The sequence below is a fragment of the Paracoccus shanxieyensis genome, from assembly GCF_009711265.1.
GTDB lineage: Bacteria > Pseudomonadota > Alphaproteobacteria > Rhodobacterales > Rhodobacteraceae > Paracoccus > Paracoccus shanxieyensis.
Window position 1 is genome coordinate 57,018 of the sequence record NZ_WMII01000006.1, and the last position, 20,782, is coordinate 77,799.

19 protein-coding genes are annotated in these 20,782 nt (G+C 66.5%); 2 read left to right on the plus strand and 17 right to left on the minus strand.

Going from position 1 to position 20,782, the window contains the following annotated elements:
* Positions 1-39 precede the first annotated feature (39 nt).
* The 12 genes from GL284_RS07800 to GL284_RS07855 form a co-directional block, all read right to left on the minus strand.
* A complete protein-coding gene (locus GL284_RS07800) occupies positions 40-1,365 on the minus strand; it encodes a TRAP transporter large permease (protein WP_155044042.1) in 1,326 nt (441 codons plus the stop codon).
* On the minus strand, positions 1,362-1,991 hold the full coding sequence (locus tag GL284_RS07805; RefSeq protein WP_155044043.1) for a TRAP transporter small permease: 630 nt from the start codon (positions 1,989-1,991) through the stop codon (positions 1,362-1,364). The genes GL284_RS07800 and GL284_RS07805 overlap by 4 nt, the downstream gene beginning before the upstream one ends.
* Before the next feature lie 55 nt (positions 1,992-2,046).
* Positions 2,047-3,054, minus strand: a complete 1,008-nt coding sequence (locus GL284_RS07810) for a TRAP transporter substrate-binding protein (protein WP_155044044.1) — start codon at positions 3,052-3,054, stop codon at positions 2,047-2,049.
* A gap of 252 nt (positions 3,055-3,306) precedes the next feature.
* Complete coding sequence (locus tag GL284_RS07815; RefSeq protein WP_155044045.1) at positions 3,307-4,668, minus strand: MmgE/PrpD family protein; 1,362 nt, start codon at positions 4,666-4,668, stop codon at positions 3,307-3,309.
* Between the two features lie 193 nt (positions 4,669-4,861).
* Complete coding sequence (locus tag GL284_RS07820) at positions 4,862-5,647, minus strand: HpcH/HpaI aldolase family protein (protein ID WP_155044046.1); 786 nt, start codon at positions 5,645-5,647, stop codon at positions 4,862-4,864.
* On the minus strand, positions 5,644-7,053 hold the full coding sequence (locus GL284_RS07825) for an FAD-binding oxidoreductase (RefSeq protein ID WP_155044047.1): 1,410 nt from the start codon (positions 7,051-7,053) through the stop codon (positions 5,644-5,646). Before GL284_RS07825 ends, GL284_RS07820 begins: the two co-directional genes overlap by 4 nt.
* Before the next feature lie 69 nt (positions 7,054-7,122).
* Positions 7,123-8,133 (minus strand): TRAP transporter substrate-binding protein DctP, encoded by a 1,011-nt coding sequence (dctP, locus tag GL284_RS07830; RefSeq protein WP_155044048.1) that lies wholly within the window; start codon positions 8,131-8,133, stop codon positions 7,123-7,125.
* Positions 8,134-8,172: 39 nt separating this feature from the next.
* Entirely contained in the window at positions 8,173-9,450 is a 1,278-nt protein-coding gene (locus GL284_RS07835; RefSeq protein WP_155044049.1) for a TRAP transporter large permease, read from the minus strand.
* Complete coding sequence (locus GL284_RS07840; RefSeq protein WP_155044050.1) at positions 9,447-9,950, minus strand: TRAP transporter small permease; 504 nt, start codon at positions 9,948-9,950, stop codon at positions 9,447-9,449. The genes GL284_RS07835 and GL284_RS07840 overlap by 4 nt, the downstream gene beginning before the upstream one ends.
* Positions 9,947-10,669, minus strand: a complete 723-nt coding sequence (locus GL284_RS07845) for an SDR family NAD(P)-dependent oxidoreductase (RefSeq protein ID WP_155044051.1) — start codon at positions 10,667-10,669, stop codon at positions 9,947-9,949. Before GL284_RS07845 ends, GL284_RS07840 begins: the two co-directional genes overlap by 4 nt.
* On the minus strand, positions 10,666-11,535 hold the full coding sequence (locus GL284_RS07850; RefSeq protein WP_155044052.1) for an isocitrate lyase/PEP mutase family protein: 870 nt from the start codon (positions 11,533-11,535) through the stop codon (positions 10,666-10,668). The genes GL284_RS07845 and GL284_RS07850 overlap by 4 nt, the downstream gene beginning before the upstream one ends.
* Positions 11,532-12,221, minus strand: a complete 690-nt coding sequence (locus GL284_RS07855; RefSeq protein ID WP_155044053.1) for a GntR family transcriptional regulator — start codon at positions 12,219-12,221, stop codon at positions 11,532-11,534. Before GL284_RS07855 ends, GL284_RS07850 begins: the two co-directional genes overlap by 4 nt.
* 110 nt (positions 12,222-12,331) lie before the next feature.
* Here GL284_RS07855 and GL284_RS07860 point away from each other — a divergent pair, with 110 nt between their 5' ends.
* Both GL284_RS07860 and GL284_RS07865 read left to right on the plus strand, forming a co-directional pair.
* Entirely contained in the window at positions 12,332-12,640 is a 309-nt protein-coding gene (locus tag GL284_RS07860; protein WP_155044054.1) for a hypothetical protein, read from the plus strand.
* A 198-nt stretch (positions 12,641-12,838) separates the two neighbouring features.
* A complete protein-coding gene (locus tag GL284_RS07865; RefSeq protein ID WP_155044055.1) occupies positions 12,839-14,383 on the plus strand; it encodes an SLC13 family permease in 1,545 nt (514 codons plus the stop codon).
* A gap of 91 nt (positions 14,384-14,474) precedes the next feature.
* On the opposite strand, the gene GL284_RS07870 is transcribed toward GL284_RS07865, so the two are convergent.
* The 5 genes from GL284_RS07870 to GL284_RS07890 form a co-directional block, all read right to left on the minus strand.
* Positions 14,475-16,118, minus strand: coding sequence for a BCCT family transporter (locus GL284_RS07870; protein WP_155044056.1), 1,644 nt, complete (start codon positions 16,116-16,118; stop codon positions 14,475-14,477).
* Positions 16,119-16,264: 146 nt separating this feature from the next.
* Positions 16,265-16,579, minus strand: coding sequence for a hypothetical protein (locus GL284_RS07875; RefSeq protein ID WP_155044057.1), 315 nt, complete (start codon positions 16,577-16,579; stop codon positions 16,265-16,267).
* 611 nt (positions 16,580-17,190) lie between these two features.
* A complete protein-coding gene (locus tag GL284_RS07880; RefSeq protein ID WP_155044058.1) occupies positions 17,191-18,282 on the minus strand; it encodes an N-acetylglucosamine-6-phosphate deacetylase in 1,092 nt (363 codons plus the stop codon).
* Entirely contained in the window at positions 18,276-19,214 is a 939-nt protein-coding gene (locus GL284_RS07885; RefSeq protein ID WP_155044059.1) for an ROK family protein, read from the minus strand. The genes GL284_RS07880 and GL284_RS07885 overlap by 7 nt, the downstream gene beginning before the upstream one ends.
* An 84-nt stretch (positions 19,215-19,298) precedes the next feature.
* Positions 19,299-20,285, minus strand: coding sequence for a helix-turn-helix domain-containing protein (locus tag GL284_RS07890; RefSeq protein ID WP_155044060.1), 987 nt, complete (start codon positions 20,283-20,285; stop codon positions 19,299-19,301).
* Positions 20,286-20,782 lie beyond the last annotated feature (497 nt).

Genomic DNA, 20,782 nt, shown 5'->3' on the forward strand with positions numbered 1-20,782 from the left:
ATCCAAAAAGGGGCCGCTTCGGGCGGCCCCTTTCCCGTGTCAGTTCATGCCCAGCAATCTTGGCAGGAACAGCGTGATCTCGGGGATATAGGTGATCACGATCAGGAACATCAGCGCGGTCAGCAGCCATGGCGACACCGCCTTGCTGACCTGCGTCAGCCCCAGCTTGGATATCGCCGAGCCGACATAGAGGTTCAGCCCCACGGGCGGCGTGCACAGCCCGATCTCCATGTTGACCACCATCATGATGCCGAAATGGACCGGATCGACGCCCAGCTTGACGGCCACCGGATACAGGATCGGCGCCATGATCAGCACGATGGCCGACGGCTCCATCACCATGCCGATGCCCAGCAGCAGAAGGTTCACCACCAGCAGGAAGCCGATCTTGCCCAGACCCAGATCGACGATCCAGTCCGACATGGCCTGCGGGATCTGTTCCGAGGTCAGGATGAAGGCGAACATCACGGCATTGGTGATGATGTAAAGCAGCATCGCCGACATCGCCGCCGAGGACAGAAGCACCCGCGGCACCTCGCGCAGCGTGATGTCCTTGTAGACGAACACCGCGATCACAAAGGCATAGACGGCGCTGACGGCGGCGGCCTCGGTCGGCGTGAAGATGCCGCCATAGATGCCGCCCATGATGATGACGATCAGCATCAGGCCCCAGACCGACTGCCGGAAGGCACGCCAGCGTTCGCCCCAGGACGCCCGCGGCATGCGCGGATAGTTGTTCTTGCGCGCGCGGTGCCAGGTGGTCGCGGCCAGCATCGCCGCCAGCATCAGCCCCGGGATCACCCCCGCCATGAACAGCGTGCCGATCGAGGCCGATTTCACCGCCTCGCCATTCGGGCCGGTCACGACCATGCCCGAGGTCGCCACCGCATACATCACCATGACGATCGAGGGTGGGATCAGGATGCCCAGCCCGCCCGCCGTGGCAATCGAGCCGACGCCGAAATGCGGCGGATAGCCCTGCTTGACCATAGCCGGGATCATGATCGACCCCACCGCCATCACCGTGGCAGGCGATGAGCCCGAGATCGCGGCAAACAGCGCGCAGGCCATGACCGCAGCCATCCCCATGCCGCCATACCAATGCCCCACCAGCGAGGTGGCAAAGCGGATCATGCGTTTGGCGACGCCGCCATGGGTCAGGAAGTTTCCGGCAAGGATGAAGAACGGGATCGCCATGATCTCGAATTTCTCGATGCCGGTGAACAGCTTCAGCGCGATGCTGTCCATCGGGATCTCGGTGAAGCCGAACAGGAAGGTAAAGACCGTCAGACCCAGCGCGATGGACACCGGCATGCCGGTGACCAGCAGGATCGCCAGAATGGCAAAGATGATAAGCGCGGTCATGCCTTGCCCTCCGAGGCGATTTCGGCCTCATCCTCGATGCCATCGACGGCACCGTGGTCGTGATGGGCGATGTAGCCGGTGGTCAGATACAGATAGAGCGCCTGAACGAAGCGGAAGCACATCAGCGCCGAACCCAGCGGCACGGCCAGATAGATGATCCACATCGGCATCTCCAGATCGGGCGAGATCTGCCCGCCCTTCCAGATGTGCCAGACGAAATCCGTGCCGATCCAGGTGATGATGCCGGTGAACAGGATGCCGCCCGACATGGCGATGGTGGTCAGCACCTTGCGGGCGCGTCCCTGCAGGCTTTCGGCAAGGATATCGACGCCGACATGGATGCCCAGCCGGACGCCATAGGCCGCGCCGAACTTGGCCATCCAGACAAACAGATAGATGCAGGCCTCTTGCGCCCAGGTCAGCTTGAGCGAGTTGATGAACCTGAATGTCGACCGGGCCGTATCCTGCAGCCACGGCATTTCATGCGCGCGGGCAAAGCCCACAAGATCCGCCGATACGGTCAGCGAGAAACGGTGAACGACCGCGACGAAGATCAGTGCAACGGCCACAGCCATGCACACCGAGATCAGGATTTCTTCGAGACGGTCGAGGATGCGCAGCAACATGGGCAAACCTCTTGGATGAAAGGGGCGCGCGTGCATCGCGCGCCCGGGTCAGCAATCACTGAATGCCAAGTTCGGCATAGGCCTGCTGGATCAGATCGGCGCCGATGCGGTCGGCCATTTCCTCATGCACGGGCTTCAGCACCTCGAACCATTCGGCGCGTTCTTCCTCGGTCTGGTCGTGGAATTCGGTGGCTCCGTCGGCCCGCATCGCTTCAAGCGCGGTCTTGTTTTCTTCCTCGGCGATCGAGTTGGCGTATTCGGTCGACTCGGCCATGGCCTTGTCGAGGTTCGTGCGCACATCCTCGGGCAGGCCGTCCCAGAACGCCTTGTTCACGATCACCGCATAGCCGATATAGCCGTGGTTCGAGACGGTGGCGTATTTCTGCACCTCGTTCACGCGCTGGGTATAGGTGTTCGACGGCGTGTTTTCCGTGCCATCGACGACCCCGGTCTGCAGCGCCTGATAGACTTCCGAAAACGCCATGACCTGCGGCACGGCGCCAAGCGCCTCGAACTGCGCCTCAAGGATCTTCGAGGACTGGATGCGCATCTTCAGGCCCAGAAAATCGTCGGTATGCACCACCGGGCTGTTGGCGGTCATGATCTTGAAGCCGTTGTCCCAATAGGCCAGCCCCTTGATCCCCTTGGCGTCCAGCATGCCCAGAAGGGTCTTGCCGACCTCGCCCTCGGTGATCTTGCGCAGGTCATCGCGATCCTTGAACAGCATCGGCAGATCGAACAGCTCGAATTGCTGCACGCCCAGCGGGCCGAACTTCGCCAAAGACGGGGCCAGCATCTGCACCGCGCCCAGTTGCAGCGCCTCAAGCTCTTCCTTGTCCTTGTAAAGCTGGCTGTTGGGGTAGATCTCGACCTTGACCTTGCCGTCGGTATATTGCTCGGCCAGTTCCTTGAACTTGGCCGCGCCCTTGCCCTTGGGCGTATCGGGCGCAACGACATGGCTGAACTTGATGATGATCGGGTTCTGGGCCAAGGCGGGCATGGCGGCCGAGATCGCAATGGCGGCAGCGCCCGCCAAGGCGACGAAATGACGACGATTAAGCATAGTTCCTCCCTGAATTCTGCTGACCGGCGTTCCGGCCCTGCCTTGGGCGAAGATCCTCCTGAACATCGCTTTGGCAGGGTCGAAAATGATCTGATCGCTGCGATACATCAAATATATGATATATCTAATGGTCATAACATCGATGTATGGCATGGATGGCTGGGAATGGCCCATTCGCAGCCGATCCGGGACATTGCCCGCCGGTTGAAAACCCGCTGCCAGATGGCCCCGATGGCAAGCGCCAAGGCCGGCTCACGCCTGTTTCAGATGGGCGCTGACCAAGGGCGCGCCGGACAGCCCGCGCATCAGCTCCAGCCAGTCGGCGGTGCCGCCGTTCCGGACCGGATCGGTCAGCGACCGGAACTTCGCTTCGCTGGCGGCGGCGCTGGGAAAGGTCTCCGGCTCGCCCGAGGGATCGGCGATGCGGCGCTCGATCACGCGGCCCCTGGTTTCGACGCGCAGCGTGGCCCCGAAGGGATGGCGCAGCCCCTCAAGCGAGCCGTCATGCTGCACCTCGATCCTGTCGGACAGCGCATCGGTTTCGGCTGTGCCCAGCAGGTCGTAATCGTCCCAGCCAAAGCGGCCGCGTTGCAGCGCCACCGCAGCGGCAAAGGGCATGGAAAACTGGCCCTCGACGATGCTGCGGGCGCGGCGCTTGGCGGGCAAGGGCGCGCCGACCAGCGCGATGCCGTTGCGATGCAGACCCACCACGATGCGCGAGATATCGGCGGCCCCGATGCCCTCGGTCCGGCACAGCTCCAGCAGGCCGTCGACGGCGGCATGCGTATAGCGGCAGGCCGGATAGGGCTTCACGCCAATGCGCATGGTTTCCCACACGCCGCCCAGATCCGCCACCGCCTTGGCCGGGTCCGCCGCATCCGAATAACCCTTCAGGAACCCATGCCTGCCGTTCAGCGCATCCAGCGCGCCGACAAAGTCGTCCGATGCCAGCGTCGCCGCCATCAGCCCCTTCATCGCCGCCTCGCCGACCTGATAGCGCTTGTTCCATGCGCCGTTCTCAAGAAACTGCAACGAGCCCGACGCCTGACTGGCGGCAATCCCGAAGGCCGCCTCGATGCCTTGGGCATTCAGGCCCAGCAGGCGGCCGGCAGCGGCCGCCGCGCCGAAGCCCCCTGCGGTGGCCGTCGGATGAAAGCCGCGCGCGTAATGCGATGCCGGGTCCAGCGCCATGCCCAGACGGCAGCAGACCTCGAAGCCGATCACCACGGCGGCCAGCAGATCCGCCCCCGATGCGCCGGTCAGCTCGGCCGCCGCCAGCGCGGCAGGCACCACCGGCGCGCTGGGATGCAGCGAGCTGTCGGCATGGGTGTCGTCGAAATCCAGCGAATGGCCAAAGGCACCGTTCAGCAGCGCCGCCGCCGCCGCGCCATAGCGCCGCGACAGGCCGAACACCGTGCAATCGCCCTCGGCGGCCATGCCCAGACGGTCCAGGGTCCGGAAGATGACATGGCTTGACGGGCAATCCTCGGCCGCGCGGATGGCCGAGGCGGCAAAGTCGGTGACAAGCGCCAGCGCGCGGTCGCGCACCTGCGGTGGAATGTCGCCCGACCGGGTTTCGGCAACAAATTGCGACAATTCAACGGTGATGGACATGAGGCTCTCCCTTTTGGCGGGAAGATGTGGGCCGGCGCGCCATCTGTCCAATAGCAGTTCGGCAGCGATGCCATGCCATTTTCTTATGGCGCGCCGGGTCTGTGGCAGACGCTGACAACCGATCCCGCCCGCTTGCTGCGTTGCGGATCGGTTGCCAGCCCAAGCCTTAAAGATCGCGCCTTGGCGCGGGGCTTCAGTATTGCGCCACGGCGCTGGCCAGCAGGTTGTCGCGCTCGGCGGCGCTGGCGCGGGCCCCGGCGATCAGGATCGAGATGTCGTTCGGCCCGACCATGAAGCGATAGCCAAGCGCGCGCAGCTGCGTCCAGCCGCGCCCGGCCCCAAGGATCGTCGCCAGAGGCTTGCCCGCGGCAGCGGCGCCCGCCTCGATCCGGCGCAGCAGATCCTGCGGGGCGGGGTCCTCCATGCGTTCCAGATGGTCGATCGACCCGGCCAGATCGTTGGGGCCGATAAAGATCAGATCGACCCCCTCGACGGCGGCGATCTCGGGCAGGTTCTCGACCGCCTCGATATGTTCGCATTGCAGCATCAGCAGCAGTTCCTTGCTGGCCTCGTCGCGGGCATAGCCGGGACGCGCGCCCCAGTCCGAGGCGCGCAGGATCGGCGCCGCATAGCCGCGTCGGCCAAGGCCGGGATAGCGGCAGGCCGCGACGATCTCGCGCGCCTGGGCGGCGGTGTTGACCATCGGCACGATCAGCGACCGGAAACCCCGGTCCAGCACCCGCTTCAGCGTGGTGTCCGATCCGTCGGGGACGCGCAGCACCACCTCGCCGCCCGCCGCTTCGACGGCACGGGCGACGGCCACCCAGTCGTCCAGATCACCGACCCCATGTTCGCCGTCGATGACCAGCGTGGTCCAACCGTGGCGCACCATGATTTCGGCAATGTCGGGATTGCCCAGTTCGACCCAGGCCGCCGCAACCTGTTCGCCCGCCTCGATCCGCTGTTTCAGCCGGTTCATGCGCCTTCCTCCATGTCGAACACCTTTCCGGGGTTCAGGATGCCTTGCGGATCTATCGCCGCCTTCAACCGCCGCATCAGCGCCAGTTCCTGCGGGGTCCGCGTATAGCCAAGATAGGGTTTTTTCAGCAGCCCGATGCCATGTTCCGCCGAGACCGTGCCGCCAAAATCGCGCACGGTCTCATAGACCGCAGCCGAGATCTGCGTCATCGGCTGTACCTGCGCGCCCTTGGACAGCGCGATCAGATGCAGGTTGCCGTCGCCGATATGGCCGTAATAGACCGAAAACGCATCCGGCACACGGTCGGCCAGCCGGGCTTTGCAGGCTTGCGCGAAATCGTCCATCACCGCGACCGGCAAACCCACGTCAAAGGCCACATGCGGGCCAAGGCGGCTGCCGAATTCCGAACAGGCATCGCGCGTGGCCCAGAACGCGCCGACATCGGCCATGCTTTGCGAGATGGCGGCATCGGCGATCAGCCCGGCCTCGAACTGGCTTTCGATCCATGACTGGAAGCGCGGGCCGTCGATGTCTTCGGACAGGCCCTGCGCCTCGATCAGCACATAGAACGGATGCGCCCCGCCCAGCGGAGAGCGGACGCCCACCGTCACCGTCGCCTCGTGCCAGTAATCGGCCCACATCACCTCGAAGGCCGACAGCATCGGCCCCAGACCACGCCGCGCCTGGCCCAGCAGAGCCACGACATCGCCGTAGCTGTCCATGCCGCACAGCGCGGCATTCACGCAGCCGGGCTTGGGTTGCATACGCAGGACGGCACGGGTGATGACGCCCAGCGTGCCCTCTGACCCGATGAAAAGCTGTTTCAGATCATAGCCCGCATTGTTCTTGATCATCTTGTTCAGGCTGGTGACCAGCGTGCCATCGGGCAGCACATATTCCAGCCCCAGCACCATCTCGCGCGCCATGCCATAGCGGATCACCCGGTTGCCGCCGGCATTCGTGCCCAGATTGCCGCCGATCTGGCACGATCCCCGCGCGCCCAGATCCAGCGCGACGAAGAAGCCCGCATCGTCGGCGGCGCGCTGGATCACCTCCAGCGGCGTGCCGGCGCGCACGGTCATGGTGGCGGCGGCGGGGTCGATCTCCTCGATCCCCGCCAGCCGCTCCAGCGACAGCATGACTGCGCCCGCGATGGGATGGGCCCCGCCCGCCAGCCCGGTCAACCCGCCCTGCGGCACCACCGCAACGCCATGCGCGGCGCAGATCCGCATGACCTCGGCCACGCCTTCGGGCGTATCCGGGCGCAAGACGGCCAACGGCGCCTCGGTGGGCAGATAGCTGGTGTCCTGCAGATTGCGCGCGGGAATGTCGGCACCCTGCAGCAGGGCGGCCGGGGGAAAGGCTGCGGCAAGCGCGGCAAGGCAGGCATCGGATCGGGCGGGCATGGGCAAACCTTTGGCAAGGACAGGATCGGCGCGGCGGGGAGGAACGCCGCGCCGAAGGGGGGCGCGGCGTTATTCGCCGCGCAGCTTGGTCAGTTCCGCAAGCAGCAGATCATAGTTTTCCTGACCCACGGTCGGGATCGCGGCTTCCAGCACCGGAACCACCAGCTCGCGCAGGTGATCCGTGGCCTCGGGGGTCAGCTCGGTCACCTCCATGCCATGCTCTTGCAACTCGGCCAGCGCCTCGGTCACCGCCGCGCGCGAGCGTTCGATCTGCTTGTCGCGGCCTTCCTTGGCGCAGTCCTGCACCAGCGCCTGCTCTTCCGGGTCCAGCTTGTCCCAGACCTTTTTCGACATCAGCACCGGCGTCGGCGAATAGGCGTGGCGCGTCAGGGTCAGATATTTTTGCACCTCATAAAAGCGGCTGGCCTGAATCAGCGGCAGCGGGTTTTCCTGACCGTCCACCGCGCCGGTCTCCAGCGCGGTGAACACCTCGCCAAAAGCCATCGGCACGGGGTTCGCGCCCAGACGGCGGAAGGTGTCCAGAAAGATCGGGTTCTGCATGACGCGGAAGTTCAGCCCGGCGAAATCCTCGGCCTTGCTGATCGCGTGCTTGTTGTTGGTCGAGTTGCGGAAGCCGTTTTCCCAGATCGACAGCAGGATCAGGTCATGCGCGGGCATCTTGGCCGCGACATGATCGTAATAGGGGCCGGTCATCACCGCATCCACCTCGGCATCCGAGTTGAACAGGAACGGCAGCTCGAACGCGCTCATCGCCGGTTCGATCCCGCCGATGGCGGCGGCGCCGGTCACCACCATCTCGATCGAGCCCGAGCGCACCGATTGCGTGGCCTCGGCATCGTCGCCCAGCTCGCCGTTATAGAAGCCGCGCAGCTTCATCTTGCCGTCGGTCTTGCCCACCAGACATTCCGACATGCCCTTGATCCCGGCCGAGACCGGATGATCCTCGGCCGCACCGTTCGAGACCTTGAAGGTGTGGCGTCCGATCTCGGCCTGCGCCGGGGCGGCCATGGCCGCAGCGATCAGCGTGCTGGCAAGCAGGGCTTTAACGTGGCATTTCATGTGGTTCTCCTCCCAAAGATTGAATGCGGATTTGCGGGTCTAGCGCAGCCATTCCATCGGCCACAGCACCAGTTGCGGGAACATGACCAGCAGGAACAGGACACTCAGCTGCGCGATCATGAAGGGCATGGCGCCCATGGCCGCCCGGTGCATCGGCACGCCCGACACCCCCGAGGCCACGGACAAGGCGATGCCCACGGGCGGCGTCACCAGCCCGATGGCGCAGTTGATGACGAACAGCACGCCGAAATAGATCGGGTCGATCCCGGCTTCCTTGACGACCGGAAGCAGCACCGGCGCAAGGATCAGGATGGTCGGGCCCATATCCAGCGCCGTGCCCACGGCGATGATCAGCAGCATGATGACGGCCATCAGGATCTTCGGATGCTCGATCAGCGGCTCGACGATGCCCAGAACGATGCCCGACAGATCGGCGATGGACACGAACCAGGCCGTCGCCAGCGCCGCTGCGGCCAGCAGCATCACCACGGCCGTGGTGGTCGCGGCATTGCGGAAGACCTCGAACAGTTGCGAAGGCTTCAGTTCGCGATAGATCACGATGCCCACGAACAGCGCATAGATGACGGCGACGACAGCGGCCTCGGTCGGGGTGACGATGCCGAAACGGATCCCGCCCAGAATGATGACCGGCAGACCCAGCGCCCAGATCGCATCGCGCGTGGCGCGGCCGCGTTCGGCCCAGCTGGCACGCGGCAGGGGCTCGACATCGTCCAGCCGCGACACGATCATCCAGGCGGCCAGCGCGCCCAGCCCCATCATGATGCCCGGCACGATGCCCGCCATGAACAGCTGGCTGATCGACAGGTTCGTGGCCACCCCGAAGATGATATAGGCGATCGACGGCGGAATGATCGGCGCGATGATCCCGCCCGAGGCCAGCAGCCCGACCGAGCGCGCCTCATCATGGCCCGCGCCGCGCATCATCGGCAAAAGCATCGTGACCAGCGCCGCCGTATCCGCCGCAGCCGATCCCGACAGCGAGGCCAGAATGATCGCGGCAAAGATCGCCACCACGCCCAGACCGCCCCGGAAATGCCCGGCCAGCGAGATGGCAAAGGCCACGATCCGGCGCGACATGCCGCCCGCGTTCATCAACTCGCCCGCCAGCAGAAAGAACGGGATCGCCAGCAGCGTGAAGCTGTTTGCGCCGACGATCATGCGTTGCGAGATGATCTGAGGGTCGAACATGTCCAGCGCAAAGCCCATGGCGACGGCGCACAGGATCAGCGAAAAGGCGATGGGCACGCCCACGGCCATGGCGGCAATCAGCACGCCCAGAAAGATGACCAGGCTCATTCATGCACCTCGCCATGCGGGGTGGGAATGCTGGTCAGGCGGCCCGTGGCATAGCCGACCATGCGGATGGCGGCCATGATGCCGACGCACAGGCTCATGGGGACGGCCACGCCGAACAGCCAGCTCATCGGCATCCCGGTGACGGGGGCGATGTTCGTTGCGTTGATGTGCCATTGCATCAGCGTGCCGACCAGCAGCAGCAGGCAGCAGGCAAGGATCAGCCCGTTGGCGATGGTCAGCAGCACGCGGCGGACCTGCGGGCGGACCATGACGACCACCATGTCAAATCCCATGTGCAGATTGCGCCGCATCGCCGCGACCGAGCCCAGAAAGATCAGCCAGACAAAGCAGAAGCGCGACATCTCCTCGGAGAAATCCAGACCCGAGCCAAAGCCATAGCGCAGCACGACATTGCCAAAGACCATCAGCGTCATCGCGGCCAGCAGGCCGACTAGCGCGATGTCGATGGCGCGAAAGAACCAGCGATCAAGTTGTTTCATTTGCGCCCTCCTCCGACGCGCATGGTTTCGCCCGTGACATAGGCGGCGGCGAACAGCAGCCATTCGGCGGCCTCTGCCACCTCGTCCGGGGTGCCTAAGCGGCCCAGCGGGATGCCTTGGGCCGTGGCCTCAAGCGCCGCGCGGCTGGCGAAGACGGACTTCTGAATCTCGGTGTCGATGATGCCGGGTGCCAGCGCGTTGACGCGGATGCCGGGCGCCAGATCGCGGGCCATCGCGCTGGTCAGCGCCAGCAGCGCCGCTTTCGAGGCGCCATAGACCGCATGGCCCGGCGCGCCGCCATTGGTCCCGGCAATCGAGGACATGTTGACGATCGCCGCCTGCGGATGCGCGGCGCGGGCGCGCAGAAAGGCGGCGCTGGCCAGCAATGTGCCGGTGACATTGATCGCCAGCACGCGCTGGATCTCATCGGCCTGCATGGCGTCCAGCGCCATTGGCTGGCCCAGAATCCCGGCATTGTTGACCAGATGCGTGGGCGGCAGTTCGGCAAGCCGGGTTTCAGCCCGCAGGATGGCGTCCGGATCGGCCAGATCCACCTCGGCCGTCCGCACATCGCCGCCCCATACGGTTCTGGCAGCATGCAGCGCATCGGCGTCGCGGTCCCACAGCCAGACCTTCGCCCCCCGCGCCAAGGCGCGCGCGGCGATGGCAAGCCCGATGCCTGCCGCGCCGCCGGTGATCAGGACGACCGGCGCGCTCATGCCTCATGCTCATGCGCAAAGGCCTGATGGCTGGCCAGATCGACCAGGGCGGAAAAGCGGGCATAGTCGAAGCCCTCGGGGTTCGGCGCGATGCGGCCGGTCGCGCGCAGCTTGTCCAGCGCCTCGGCCTGAGCGGTCAGGCTGGCCAGCAGCGTGGTGATCGCGAACAGGCAGATCGCAAAGCCCATCTCTTGCAGGTCATCCAGCCCAAGCGCCGCGGCTTCGGTGCCATCGACCAGACTGACCACCTTGGGACCGGGCAGCGCATGGGCCACGGCCTCGACCTGCGCGACGGTGCGGATGCCATCGACAAAGACCAGATCGACCCCGGTCTGGGCATAGCGGCGGGCGCGGTCCAGCGCCGCCTCGATCCCCTCGGCCCCCAAAGCGTCGGTGCGGCCGATGACCACCATGTCGCGCGGATTGGCGTCGCGGGCGGCCACGGCGGCCCGCAGCCGGGCCTCGGCCTCGGCGGGGCTGACAAGGCGCGCACCCGACAACTGCCCGCAACGCTTGGGCATCTGCTGATCCTCGACATGGAAGGCGGCGATCCCAGCCTGCGCGTAATCGTCGATGACGCGGCGCAGGTTCAGCGGCCCGCCATAGCCGGTATCGGCATCGGCAATCACCGGCACGCCCGCGACCGCGGCCATGGCACGGGCCTGATCGGCCATCTCGGTCTGGCTGAGCAGGCCAAGATCGGGCACGCCCAGACGGCTGGCGGTGGCCCCCAGCCCGGTCATATAGACCGCCGGAAACCCGCTTTGCGCGATCAGCCGGGCCGACAGGGCATCGGGCGCGCCGGGCGCTGCGATGATGCGGCCCTGCGTCAGCAGGTCGCGCAGGTGCTTGGTCTGATCCGTCATGGCTTGGGGTGTTCCTTTTGCGATTGCAAGGCGGCTGTCAGACGGCCGGTCCAGTCGGCATGGACCTTCAGCATGGCCTCAAAACCGGCGGTGTCGCCGGACAGCAGCGCCTCGGCCATGTCGCGATGCTGCGCCAGACCGGATTCGCGCCGCTCGTCAAAGGGGGCGGTCAGCAGCGTGCGCAGCGTCGCCAGCCGCGCCTCGGCCAGACGATAGGCGTCGCGCATCAGACCGTTGCCGCAGCACAGGAAAAACGCCGCATGATAGGCGGTATCGGCATGACCATAGGCGCGGCGATCGCCATTTGCATGGGCCTGCACCATGGCCGCCACGGCATCCTGAAGCTGGCGCGCCAATGCGTCCTTGTCATCGCGCACGGCCATCAGCGCCGCCTCGCGTTCCAGCATGAAACGATAGTCGCACAGCTTGGCGACATCGTCCTCGGTCGGGTTGAACACGAAACTGCCGCGCTTGGGGCGGACTTCGACCAGCCCGGTGAATTGCAGCGCGTTCAGCGCATCCCGCACCGGCGAGCGGCTGATCCCGAACGCCTCGCACAGACGCTCTTCCGAGATGTTTTCGCCCAGGGTGAATTCGCCGTCGATGATGGCATTGCGCAGCCTGTCGGCGGCCATTGTGGCAAGCGAGGGCGGTTGCGCGATGCGCATGGCGCTTTTTGCAGGCATCACCGCTCCTCCCAAAGCTTGTGTTACGTGTTACATGTAACACGTAACATTCAGAGTCAATCTTGCTGTTCGGCCCCGGCGATTTTTTTGATCGCGACAGGCGGCGGCGGATGGCAGGCGCCTTTGCCGCTGGCCTCCGCGTTGCCATGATTGCCCGCGCGCCGCGCCAGAACGCGGACCAGCGCGGCGCCTGCAACTCCCTCACGCGCAACGGCACATGGCTAAATCAGCGCGAGGCCGCCGAAGTGACCGCCGCCCTTGGCCATGACAGGGCCTCCAAGCCGGTGACGCATTGGCTGGGCTGGTCGATCTGGGCAGTGATCCTGACCGGCGCGGCCTGTTCCGCCTTGATCGGCGTCCTGCACCTGCTCCGCTGGAACAGCGTGGTGCCGGGCTGGCTCGCGGGGGTGGTTCAGTGACCGGGCCGCTTCCCTTTAGCTGCACAAGCCGCAAGGCCCCCGCCGCCGCGTCCGATCAATTTCCGCGCAAAGGTTGCCCTGCCTAACGGTCAAGGGCATTGTCGACCTTTGTTGCGTTCCACCCCCCGCATGTGGCGGCACACCGGCATGTCCGATCCGGGGGATGGAAGGCCCGCACCAACGACAAGGAGGAGAGCTATGTCAGAAACCACAACGCCCGATGGGGCCGGCGCCGTCTGGATCATGCGCGGGCTGGGACTGGCCGTGGCGGGGCTGACCTATGCGCTGCTGGGCGCGGCCGAGGGGCTGTCGCCCGATGGCAGGGTCGTCGCAGCCATGGGCGTGCTGATGGCCGTCTGGTGGATGACCGAGGCCCTGCCCCTGTCGGCCACTGCCCTTCTGCCCATCGTCCTGATCCCGGCATTCACCGAGCGCACGGTCGCCGAAGCCACGGCCGCCTATGGCAACACCATCGTGTTTCTGTTTCTGGGCGGGTTCCTGATCGCCATCGCCATGGAGAAATGGAACCTGCACCGGCGCATCGCGCTGCTGACGCTCAGCCGGGTTGGCGTGCAGCCGCGCCAGATCATCCTTGGCATGATGCTGGCGACCGGCTTTCTGTCGATGTGGGTGTCGAATACCGCGACGGTGCTGATGATGCTGCCCATCGGGCTGTCGGTGCTGACGCTGGTCATCGACCGCACGACGACGCAATCCCCCGACGAGATCGACACCGAGGGCTCGATCGCCGACATGGTGCGCGATCCTCAGGTGCGGGCCTTCGGGGTCTGTCTGATGCTGGCCATCGCATGGTCGGCCTCGATCGGCGGGCTGGGCACGCTGCTGGGCAGCCCGCCCAATGCCATCGTGGCGGGCTATGCCGCCGATGAGCTGGGCCGCCCCATCGGCTTTCTGGAATGGATGATGCTGGGCACGCCGCTGGCGCTGGCCTTCATCCTGATCGCATGGTGGCTGATGACGCGCGTGCTGTATCGCTTTGATCTGCCGGAAATTCCGGGCGGCCGCGCGATGATCAACGAACAGATCGCCGATCTGGGACCGATGAGCCAGGGCGAACGCATGGTGCTGTATGTGTTCCTTGGCGCGGCGTTCCTGTGGGTGGTTCCGGGGCTGCTCAGCACGATCCCGGCGATCGGTGCCGCGATGCCGTGGCTTGATGCGCTGGACGATACCGCAATCGCCATCGGCGCGGGCATCGCCATGTTCCTGCTGCCCGGCAAGGGGCGCGGTCAGATGGTCCTGACATGGCAGGATGCGGAAAAGGGTCTGCCCTGGGGGGTGCTCTTGCTGTTCGGCGGCGGTCTCAGCCTTGCATCTGCGGTCGGCGCCTCGGGGCTTGACGGCTGGATCGGCACGCAGGTCGAGGGTCTGGGCACCTTGCCGACGCTGCTTCTGGTCGCCGCCGTGGTCACGATGATCCTGTTTCTGACCGAGGTGACCTCGAACACGGCGACCGCCGCGACCTTCATCCCCATCCTTGGCGGTGTGGCCCTGGGCATCGGCGCGGATGCGATGACGCTGCTGATCCCGGCGGCGCTGGCCGCGACCTGCGCCTTCATGCTGCCGGTCGGCACGCCGCCCAATGCCATCGTCTTCGGGACGGGCAAGGTCACCATCGCGCAAATGGCGCGCGGCGGTCTGGTGCTTAATCTGGTGGGCATCCTGCTGATCACCGCCATCTGCTATCTGCTGGGCGGACTGGCGATGGGCCTGCAATTCTAAGCGGAAAAAAGGGACAGGGGTGCGCCCCTGTCCCCTGTTGCACATGGCGAAAACCGCCGGGCTGCCGCGACGCGGCCCGGCGGTTGGTTCCTCAGGCCGCCTGTTCCTCTTCGGCCTTGCTGCGCAGGTGATCGCGATACAGCGCCTTGGTCAGCGACACGCACATCGCCAGCATCACGAACGAAAACGGCAGCGCGCCGATAATCATGGCGTCCTGCAACACGAACAGCCCGCCGCCTCCGGCCACGATCAGCGCGGCAATCACCAGCGTCAGCAGCACGCCCCAGGTGATGCGGTGGCGCACGCCGGTTTCCTCATCGCCTCCGGCCATGATCGTGTTGATGACCAGCAGCCCCGAATCCGCCGAGGTGACCAGAAATGTCAGGATCAGCACCACGCACATCACCGACAGCCAGCCGAACAACTGATCGCTGACCAGATAATGCAGCGTCACGAACAGCTTGTTGGTCAGCGAGGCATCGATGATCGCGCCGCCGGCCACGCCCGACATCTCCAGATCGATCGCCGTGCCGCCAAGCGCCGTCATCCACAGGAAACACACCAGCGACGGCATGATGACCGCACCCAGCACGAATTCCCGGATCGTCCTGCCGCGCGAGATGCGGGCCAGAAACAGGCCGACAAAGGGCGAAAACGCGATCCACCATGCCCAATAGAACGTGGTGGAGCCCGCCTGCCATTGCCCCAGCTCATTCGAGGTCGAATAGGCCTCGAAGGACAGCGCCGGAAAATGCAGCACATAATCCGCCAGCGCCTGACCATAGGTGGTCATCGCAAAGCCGAAGGCCCCGAACACGACAAAGATCAGCAGAAGCACCGTCGACAGCACCAGATTGAGGTTCGACAGATATTTGACGCCGCGCCCGACGCCGGACACGGCCGACAGGATCGACATGCCCATGACGACGATCAGCGCCGCGATCAGCCCGACCGTGGACGGCATGGGCGGCGAACCGTTCTGACCCGCCTGCAGCAGCCATTCCGCGCCCGAGATGGAATAGACCCCCTCGACCAACTGGCTGATGCCAAAGCCGATGGTCACCGCAATGCCAAGGATGGTCGCCACCACGCCCAGCACGTCGACGACATTGCCAAGCGCGCCGTTCATGTAGCGGCCAAAGATCGGCGTCAGCGCCGTGCGGATCGTCAGCGGCATGTCACGGGTATAGGCGTAATAGGCCAGACACAGGCCGGTCACGACATAGATCGACCACGCATGCAGCCCGTAATGCAGGAAGGTATAGCGAAAGGCCGAGGTCAGCGCCTCGGCGCTCAGCGGCGCGACCTGTCCCTGGATGATCTGCGGATTGGTCTGCCACAGGCTCAGCGGCTCGGCGGTGGAATAGACCATCAGACCGACACCCAGACCGGCACCGAACATCATCGCAAACCACGAAAACGTGCTGAATTCGGGCCTTTCGTCCGGTTTCCCAAGGCGAAGCTGCCCCGATGCCGGGACAAGGGCCACCACCAGAAGGAACCAGGCGAAAACCCCGACAACCGCGATGTAGAAGAAATTGAAGACCGACAGGATCTCGGTGTTCAGCCATGCCAGCGCGTGCTCGGCCGCGCCGGGCATCAGCAGCGCCCAGGCCGTCAGCACGGCAAAGCCGATCTTTGCGGCCAGCGTGACCGGCAACGAATAGCCTTCGTAAAAGCCTTCGTCCGCAGTCTGGATGTCGATATCGGTGAATGGGGGTTTGATGTCGCTCATATGATTCCCAGATGTGGCCTTTCTGACAGAGGATGTGGCCCTAACGCCGCAGTGCAGCATTGCGTTGCGCGCGGTGGCCAAGTTTTTCCGGGTCGCGCGGCCTTTTTGCTGATGAAACTGGTCCGACGACCGTGCCCCCTGCCCCGTCAGAGGAACGGTCCTGCACGCGGCGGATGTGACAAGATCGCAACGCGGCGGGGGCGTTGCAGGATGTGCGGCAACGCGCGCGCAATATCCTCGCGCACTGCCAAGGCCCAGACGGGATCTGAAAAGCCACGGCTACCGGGCAGGACACCCGTGATTGCCCTGCCTTCAGCACCGACATGCTGCGCGACCACACGCATCGCCGTCAGCCCGGAATAGATGGGCGACCACGCAACCTGCGTGTCTGGCCCCCTTTCGCTGCGGACTAGGGATACCGCGGCCCGCGCGATTGCACTCCGATCATGCAGCAGCGCCATGCTGCAACACCGCAACCCACGCCGTCCGGGGCCGCCGCCGCTGACCTGCGAGGCTGCGACCTGGCGCGACAACCGAAAAGCCCGCTGCCTCTGTCAGTCCGACCGCGCCTCGGCGCGCGTGACCGGCTTCATTCGCGCCCGCCAGCGCCGCTGGTCGCTGGTCGCTGGTCGCTGGTCGCTGGTCGCTGGTCGCTGGTCGCAGACCATCTGCCGCCAAAGGACGAGGCGCGCCAGACCGCATACCGGCTGCATACAGACGCAGCGCATTGGTCAGCGCACGGCATTTCAACACAAGGGCCCTGCCGACGCGCCACCCTCCGGCGACACATGCCCGCCAGCACCGCAAGTTCCAGACAATCGCCCCAAAAGATCCCGCATCACGCAAGCCGCAACCGTGCCATGGCCCCAGTATTCCGTGGTCCGAAGCGACAGGCATCACCTTGCTTTGGCAAAGCCCCTGCCCCGGTCGCAACCCCAGCGCGTCGGGGGGCGGCGACCCGCCGAACACCGGACCAGCACGCGATTGCCCGCAGCACCCCGAACGCACAGATGACCCGCCCCGTCAGCAGCAGCCCATCCCGATAGACCCGGCCCGCAAGCCCGCCGACGCATCACCACCGCACGATTGCCTGTGCCTCGTCGAGCGCCAGCAGATCGCGCGTGGCCATGCCCGGCGCGATCTCCAGCGGTGGCAGGCGCATGGCGCGGCGCGGCAGGTCGGTGACCATGGCGATGGCACGCGCCAGCGGCGTGCCGGTCATCGCCATCAGCCGCCGCATGCTTTCCAGCAGATCGACATGCGCCCCGGCCAGCGCGCCTTGCGGATTGACCAGCGCGCCGTCCTGAACGCGGATCTGCATGCCATACAACGAAAACTGCGCGGCCCCCCCCACCGACGGCATCGCGTCCGAGATCAGAAAGCAGCGCTCCTCTACCGGACGCGCCGCCATGGCCAGCGCCAGCATCTCGGGCGCGACATGGATGCCGTCGGCGATCATGCCGCACCACGCATCCGACAGGATCGCCGCCGCGACAATGCCCGGTGCCCGCGAGGTCATCTGCGGCATGGCGTTGTAAAGATGGGTGAACATCGTCACGCCGCCCGCCAGCGCCGCGCGGGTCTGTGCCGCATCCGCCATGCTGTGCCCGGCCGAGATCACCACCCCAAGCCCCGCCGCCTGCCGCAGCAGCGCCGGATCGGCCAGCTCGGGCGCCAGCGTCAGCAGGACCGGCACCCGCGCGCCCCGCAGCCGCGCCAGCACCGCCATCGTGCGCGCGTCCAGCGGCCGGATGAAACGCGCCTCATGCGTGCCACGGCGTTCGGGGGCGATATGCGGCCCCTCGATGTGAATGCCCGCAATGCCCGGCGCGTCGCCGGCGATGACCGCCTCGGCCGCGGCCTCCAGCACCTCGGGGGCGTCGGTGATGACGGTGGGCAGGATCGCCGCCGTGCCCAGCCGCAGATGCGCCTCGGCAATCGCCCGAAGCCCCGCAGGCGTCGGATCGGCGTTGAACAGCACCCCGCCGCCGCCATTCACCTGCAGATCGGTGCAGCCCGGCATCAGCAGCGCGACGCGCAGATCGGGCGTATCCGCGCCCAAAGGCCGCAGCGCGGCGATGCCCGCCCCGCTGGCGTCCAGCTGCACCGCCATCCCCTGCGCCAGCGCGCCCCCGGTCCAGATCCGGTCCGCCGCGATCAGCATGTCTGCCCCATCCGCGCCATCAGCGCCGCCCCCCGCGCGCCCGAGCTGTCGCCATGCAGCGCCCGCCGGATCGCGGGCAGCCGCGCATCGCCCAGCCGCAGCCGCTGCAAGGCTGCCGACAGCCGCTCGGGCAGGCAGGCGATGTTCGACAGCCCGCCCCCCAGCACGATCACCTCGGGATCCAGCATCAGCTGCGCGGCATACAGCATCTCGCCGGCCAGATCGGCCCAGATCTCCATGACCCGCGCCGCCTGCGCATCCGCCCCCGCCAGCGCCGCCACGCGTTGGGGATCGGTCTCGGCCAGCCCGGCCCATTCCGCAATGCGCCGCAGCCCCGTCCCCGAGACGTAATTCTCATGACAGCCGTCCCGCCCGCAGCCGCAGCGCCACATCGGCAGCCCGTGCCGGGCCAGCGCCCGCGCAGGCATCCCCAGATGCCCGATCTCGACCGAGATCCCGGCATGGCGCGGCGGCACGCGGCCATCGACGACAATGCCCGCACCGACACCCGTGCCCATGACCAGCCCCATGACCGAGCGAGCGCCCTCGCCCGCGCCGCCATGCGCCTCGGACCAGGCGAAGGCGGTGCAATCATTGACCATCGGCAGATCCCGCCCCAGCGCCGCCGTCAGTTCCGCCCCCAGATGGCGCCCGGTCACCGGGATGTTCGAGGCGGTGGCGATCCCCGTCGCAGGCTCGATCATCCCGGCAATCGAAAGGGCGACCGGCAGATGCGCGTCCCCCGCCCGCGCCTCAAGCCAGCGGACCTGATCCACCAGCGCCACCATGAAGGCGGCGAAATCCGTGCGCGGCGTCGGCACGCGGCGCAGATCGACCGAGACCATGGCGGCATCGAACAGCCGCGCCTCGATCTTGGTGCCGCCAAGGTCGATCGCCCCGCACAGCGTTCCCGCTTTTCCGTCCTGCCGCATCCTGCGCCTTTCCCGAACCCGGCCTTCCCTGCCCCGGTCTAAGCAGACCCCGCCCGACCAGACCCGGCTGCCGTCATAGGCCGCTCAACCGCCCGCCGTCCACAGCCGAAAACGCCGCGCGCCGGTGATCTCGCGGATCAGACCCATGGCCTGCATCCGGGCCAGCAGCCGCTCGGCAGTGTCGCGGCTGGTGCCGGTGGCCTCTTCGACCATGGCGGTGCTCATCAGCGGATGGGCGGCCAGCGCCTCGACGACGCGGGCGGCGTTCTCGCCCTTGATCGGGGCCACGGCCTGGAGGGCGCGCGCGGCCCAGTGGATCACGCGCAGCAATTCGCGCCGCGCCTCGACGGCCCCGGCTTCCGCCGCCGCCAGCTGGCGCGCCACCCGCCCGCGCGCCGGGCCGCCGTCGATCCAGACGCCACGGCCATGGCGCCCCAGCGGCACGAAGCGCAGGGCCTCGCAGCCGGTCGCCATGTCGCGGGCGGTCCAGCAGGCAGGCTCGACCAGACATTCGGGGGCGGACAGATCGGCGATGCGCCATGCCGCGCGCAGCGCGGGGGCACGCGCGGCGGGCTCGATGCCCGCAAGCGCGCCTGCCATGCCCAGAAACTCGTCCGCAGCCTGATCGAAGGCCTCGCCCACCGGGCGCAGCGCCAAAGGCTCGGCCAGCGCCGGGCCGTCCTGCCGGTAAAGCCCCAGAAAGCCGCGCAGATCGGCCAGCCCCCCCTGCCCTTCCAGCCGCCGCAGCCCCCAGCGCGCCAGCCGCATCGCCTCAAGATCTGCGCCGACGCGGCCCTCCATCGCGTCGCGCCCGATATCCTCGCGGCGCAGCGGCGTGCCCTGCGCCCAAAGCATCGCCTCCAGTTCGATCAGCGCCAGCCGCCGCACCGCACCCGCGCGCTGGTGCTCGGGCAGCGCGGCCAGCGTGCCGTCCAGCCGCCCGATGGCCGCACATGCCCGCGCCAAAGCCCCGGCCTCTGCCGCCTGCGCCGCAAGCCAATCCCCCGGCCCCGGCAGCGGCGCGGCGGGCGCATCCCCGGACAGGGACGGGTCGGAAAGCAGATTCGTCATCTCCATGCCGGAAACTCTAGCGCGCCCGCCGCGCAAGGTCACGATCGGCAAGCCCGCGATCTTTGCGGGCGGCAGTTGCGCGTGACAAGGGATAAGCGCCCCTGCCCCATCGCCGCAAACCGCGCGCCACGACACCACGCCCGCGTGCGCAGGAGGTTCATGATCGGCCTTTGCTGATACCGGGGCCGCCAAGACCGCCCGCACCCGATACGCCGCGCAGATATCACCGCCGAAGCAACGGCCTTTGGCCCCGTTAAAGATGCCTAAAGGGGCAACGCCAGGTTTCACACCGCCGCGCAAGGGGTCTCAGCAAGAACCGCCCAATCTCCAGCAAACCGCGTCCCAAGGCATCGCGGTCGCAGGCAGCTGGGCGTTCTTTGATGTCCCCGCTGGTATCAGGGCCGGCAATTCTGCGAACACCGGGCGCTTTGAACATTCCCGCGCGAAGATCGACGCCAAAGCGATGGCTGATATTCCAAAATAAAAGCCACATGGCA

Coding starts and splice junctions, on each gene's coding strand:
- GL284_RS07800 (WP_155044042.1), bottom strand. CDS start 1,365: ATGACCGCGCTTATCATCTTTGCCATTCTGGCGATCCTGCTGGTCACC.
- GL284_RS07805 (WP_155044043.1), bottom strand. CDS start 1,991: ATGTTGCTGCGCATCCTCGACCGTCTCGAAGAAATCCTGATCTCGGTG.
- GL284_RS07810 (WP_155044044.1), bottom strand. CDS start 3,054: ATGCTTAATCGTCGTCATTTCGTCGCCTTGGCGGGCGCTGCCGCCATT.
- GL284_RS07815 (WP_155044045.1), bottom strand. CDS start 4,668: ATGTCCATCACCGTTGAATTGTCGCAATTTGTTGCCGAAACCCGGTCG.
- GL284_RS07820 (WP_155044046.1), bottom strand. CDS start 5,647: ATGAACCGGCTGAAACAGCGGATCGAGGCGGGCGAACAGGTTGCGGCG.
- GL284_RS07825 (WP_155044047.1), bottom strand. CDS start 7,053: ATGCCCGCCCGATCCGATGCCTGCCTTGCCGCGCTTGCCGCAGCCTTT.
- dctP (WP_155044048.1), bottom strand. CDS start 8,133: ATGAAATGCCACGTTAAAGCCCTGCTTGCCAGCACGCTGATCGCTGCG.
- GL284_RS07835 (WP_155044049.1), bottom strand. CDS start 9,450: ATGAGCCTGGTCATCTTTCTGGGCGTGCTGATTGCCGCCATGGCCGTG.
- GL284_RS07840 (WP_155044050.1), bottom strand. CDS start 9,950: ATGAAACAACTTGATCGCTGGTTCTTTCGCGCCATCGACATCGCGCTA.
- GL284_RS07845 (WP_155044051.1), bottom strand. CDS start 10,669: ATGAGCGCGCCGGTCGTCCTGATCACCGGCGGCGCGGCAGGCATCGGG.
- GL284_RS07850 (WP_155044052.1), bottom strand. CDS start 11,535: ATGACGGATCAGACCAAGCACCTGCGCGACCTGCTGACGCAGGGCCGC.
- GL284_RS07855 (WP_155044053.1), bottom strand. CDS start 12,221: ATGCCTGCAAAAAGCGCCATGCGCATCGCGCAACCGCCCTCGCTTGCC.
- GL284_RS07860 (WP_155044054.1), top strand. CDS start 12,332: ATGGCAGGCGCCTTTGCCGCTGGCCTCCGCGTTGCCATGATTGCCCGC.
- GL284_RS07865 (WP_155044055.1), top strand. CDS start 12,839: ATGTCAGAAACCACAACGCCCGATGGGGCCGGCGCCGTCTGGATCATG.
- GL284_RS07870 (WP_155044056.1), bottom strand. CDS start 16,118: ATGAGCGACATCAAACCCCCATTCACCGATATCGACATCCAGACTGCG.
- GL284_RS07875 (WP_155044057.1), bottom strand. CDS start 16,579: ATGGCGCTGCTGCATGATCGGAGTGCAATCGCGCGGGCCGCGGTATCC.
- GL284_RS07880 (WP_155044058.1), bottom strand. CDS start 18,282: ATGCTGATCGCGGCGGACCGGATCTGGACCGGGGGCGCGCTGGCGCAG.
- GL284_RS07885 (WP_155044059.1), bottom strand. CDS start 19,214: ATGCGGCAGGACGGAAAAGCGGGAACGCTGTGCGGGGCGATCGACCTT.
- GL284_RS07890 (WP_155044060.1), bottom strand. CDS start 20,285: ATGACGAATCTGCTTTCCGACCCGTCCCTGTCCGGGGATGCGCCCGCC.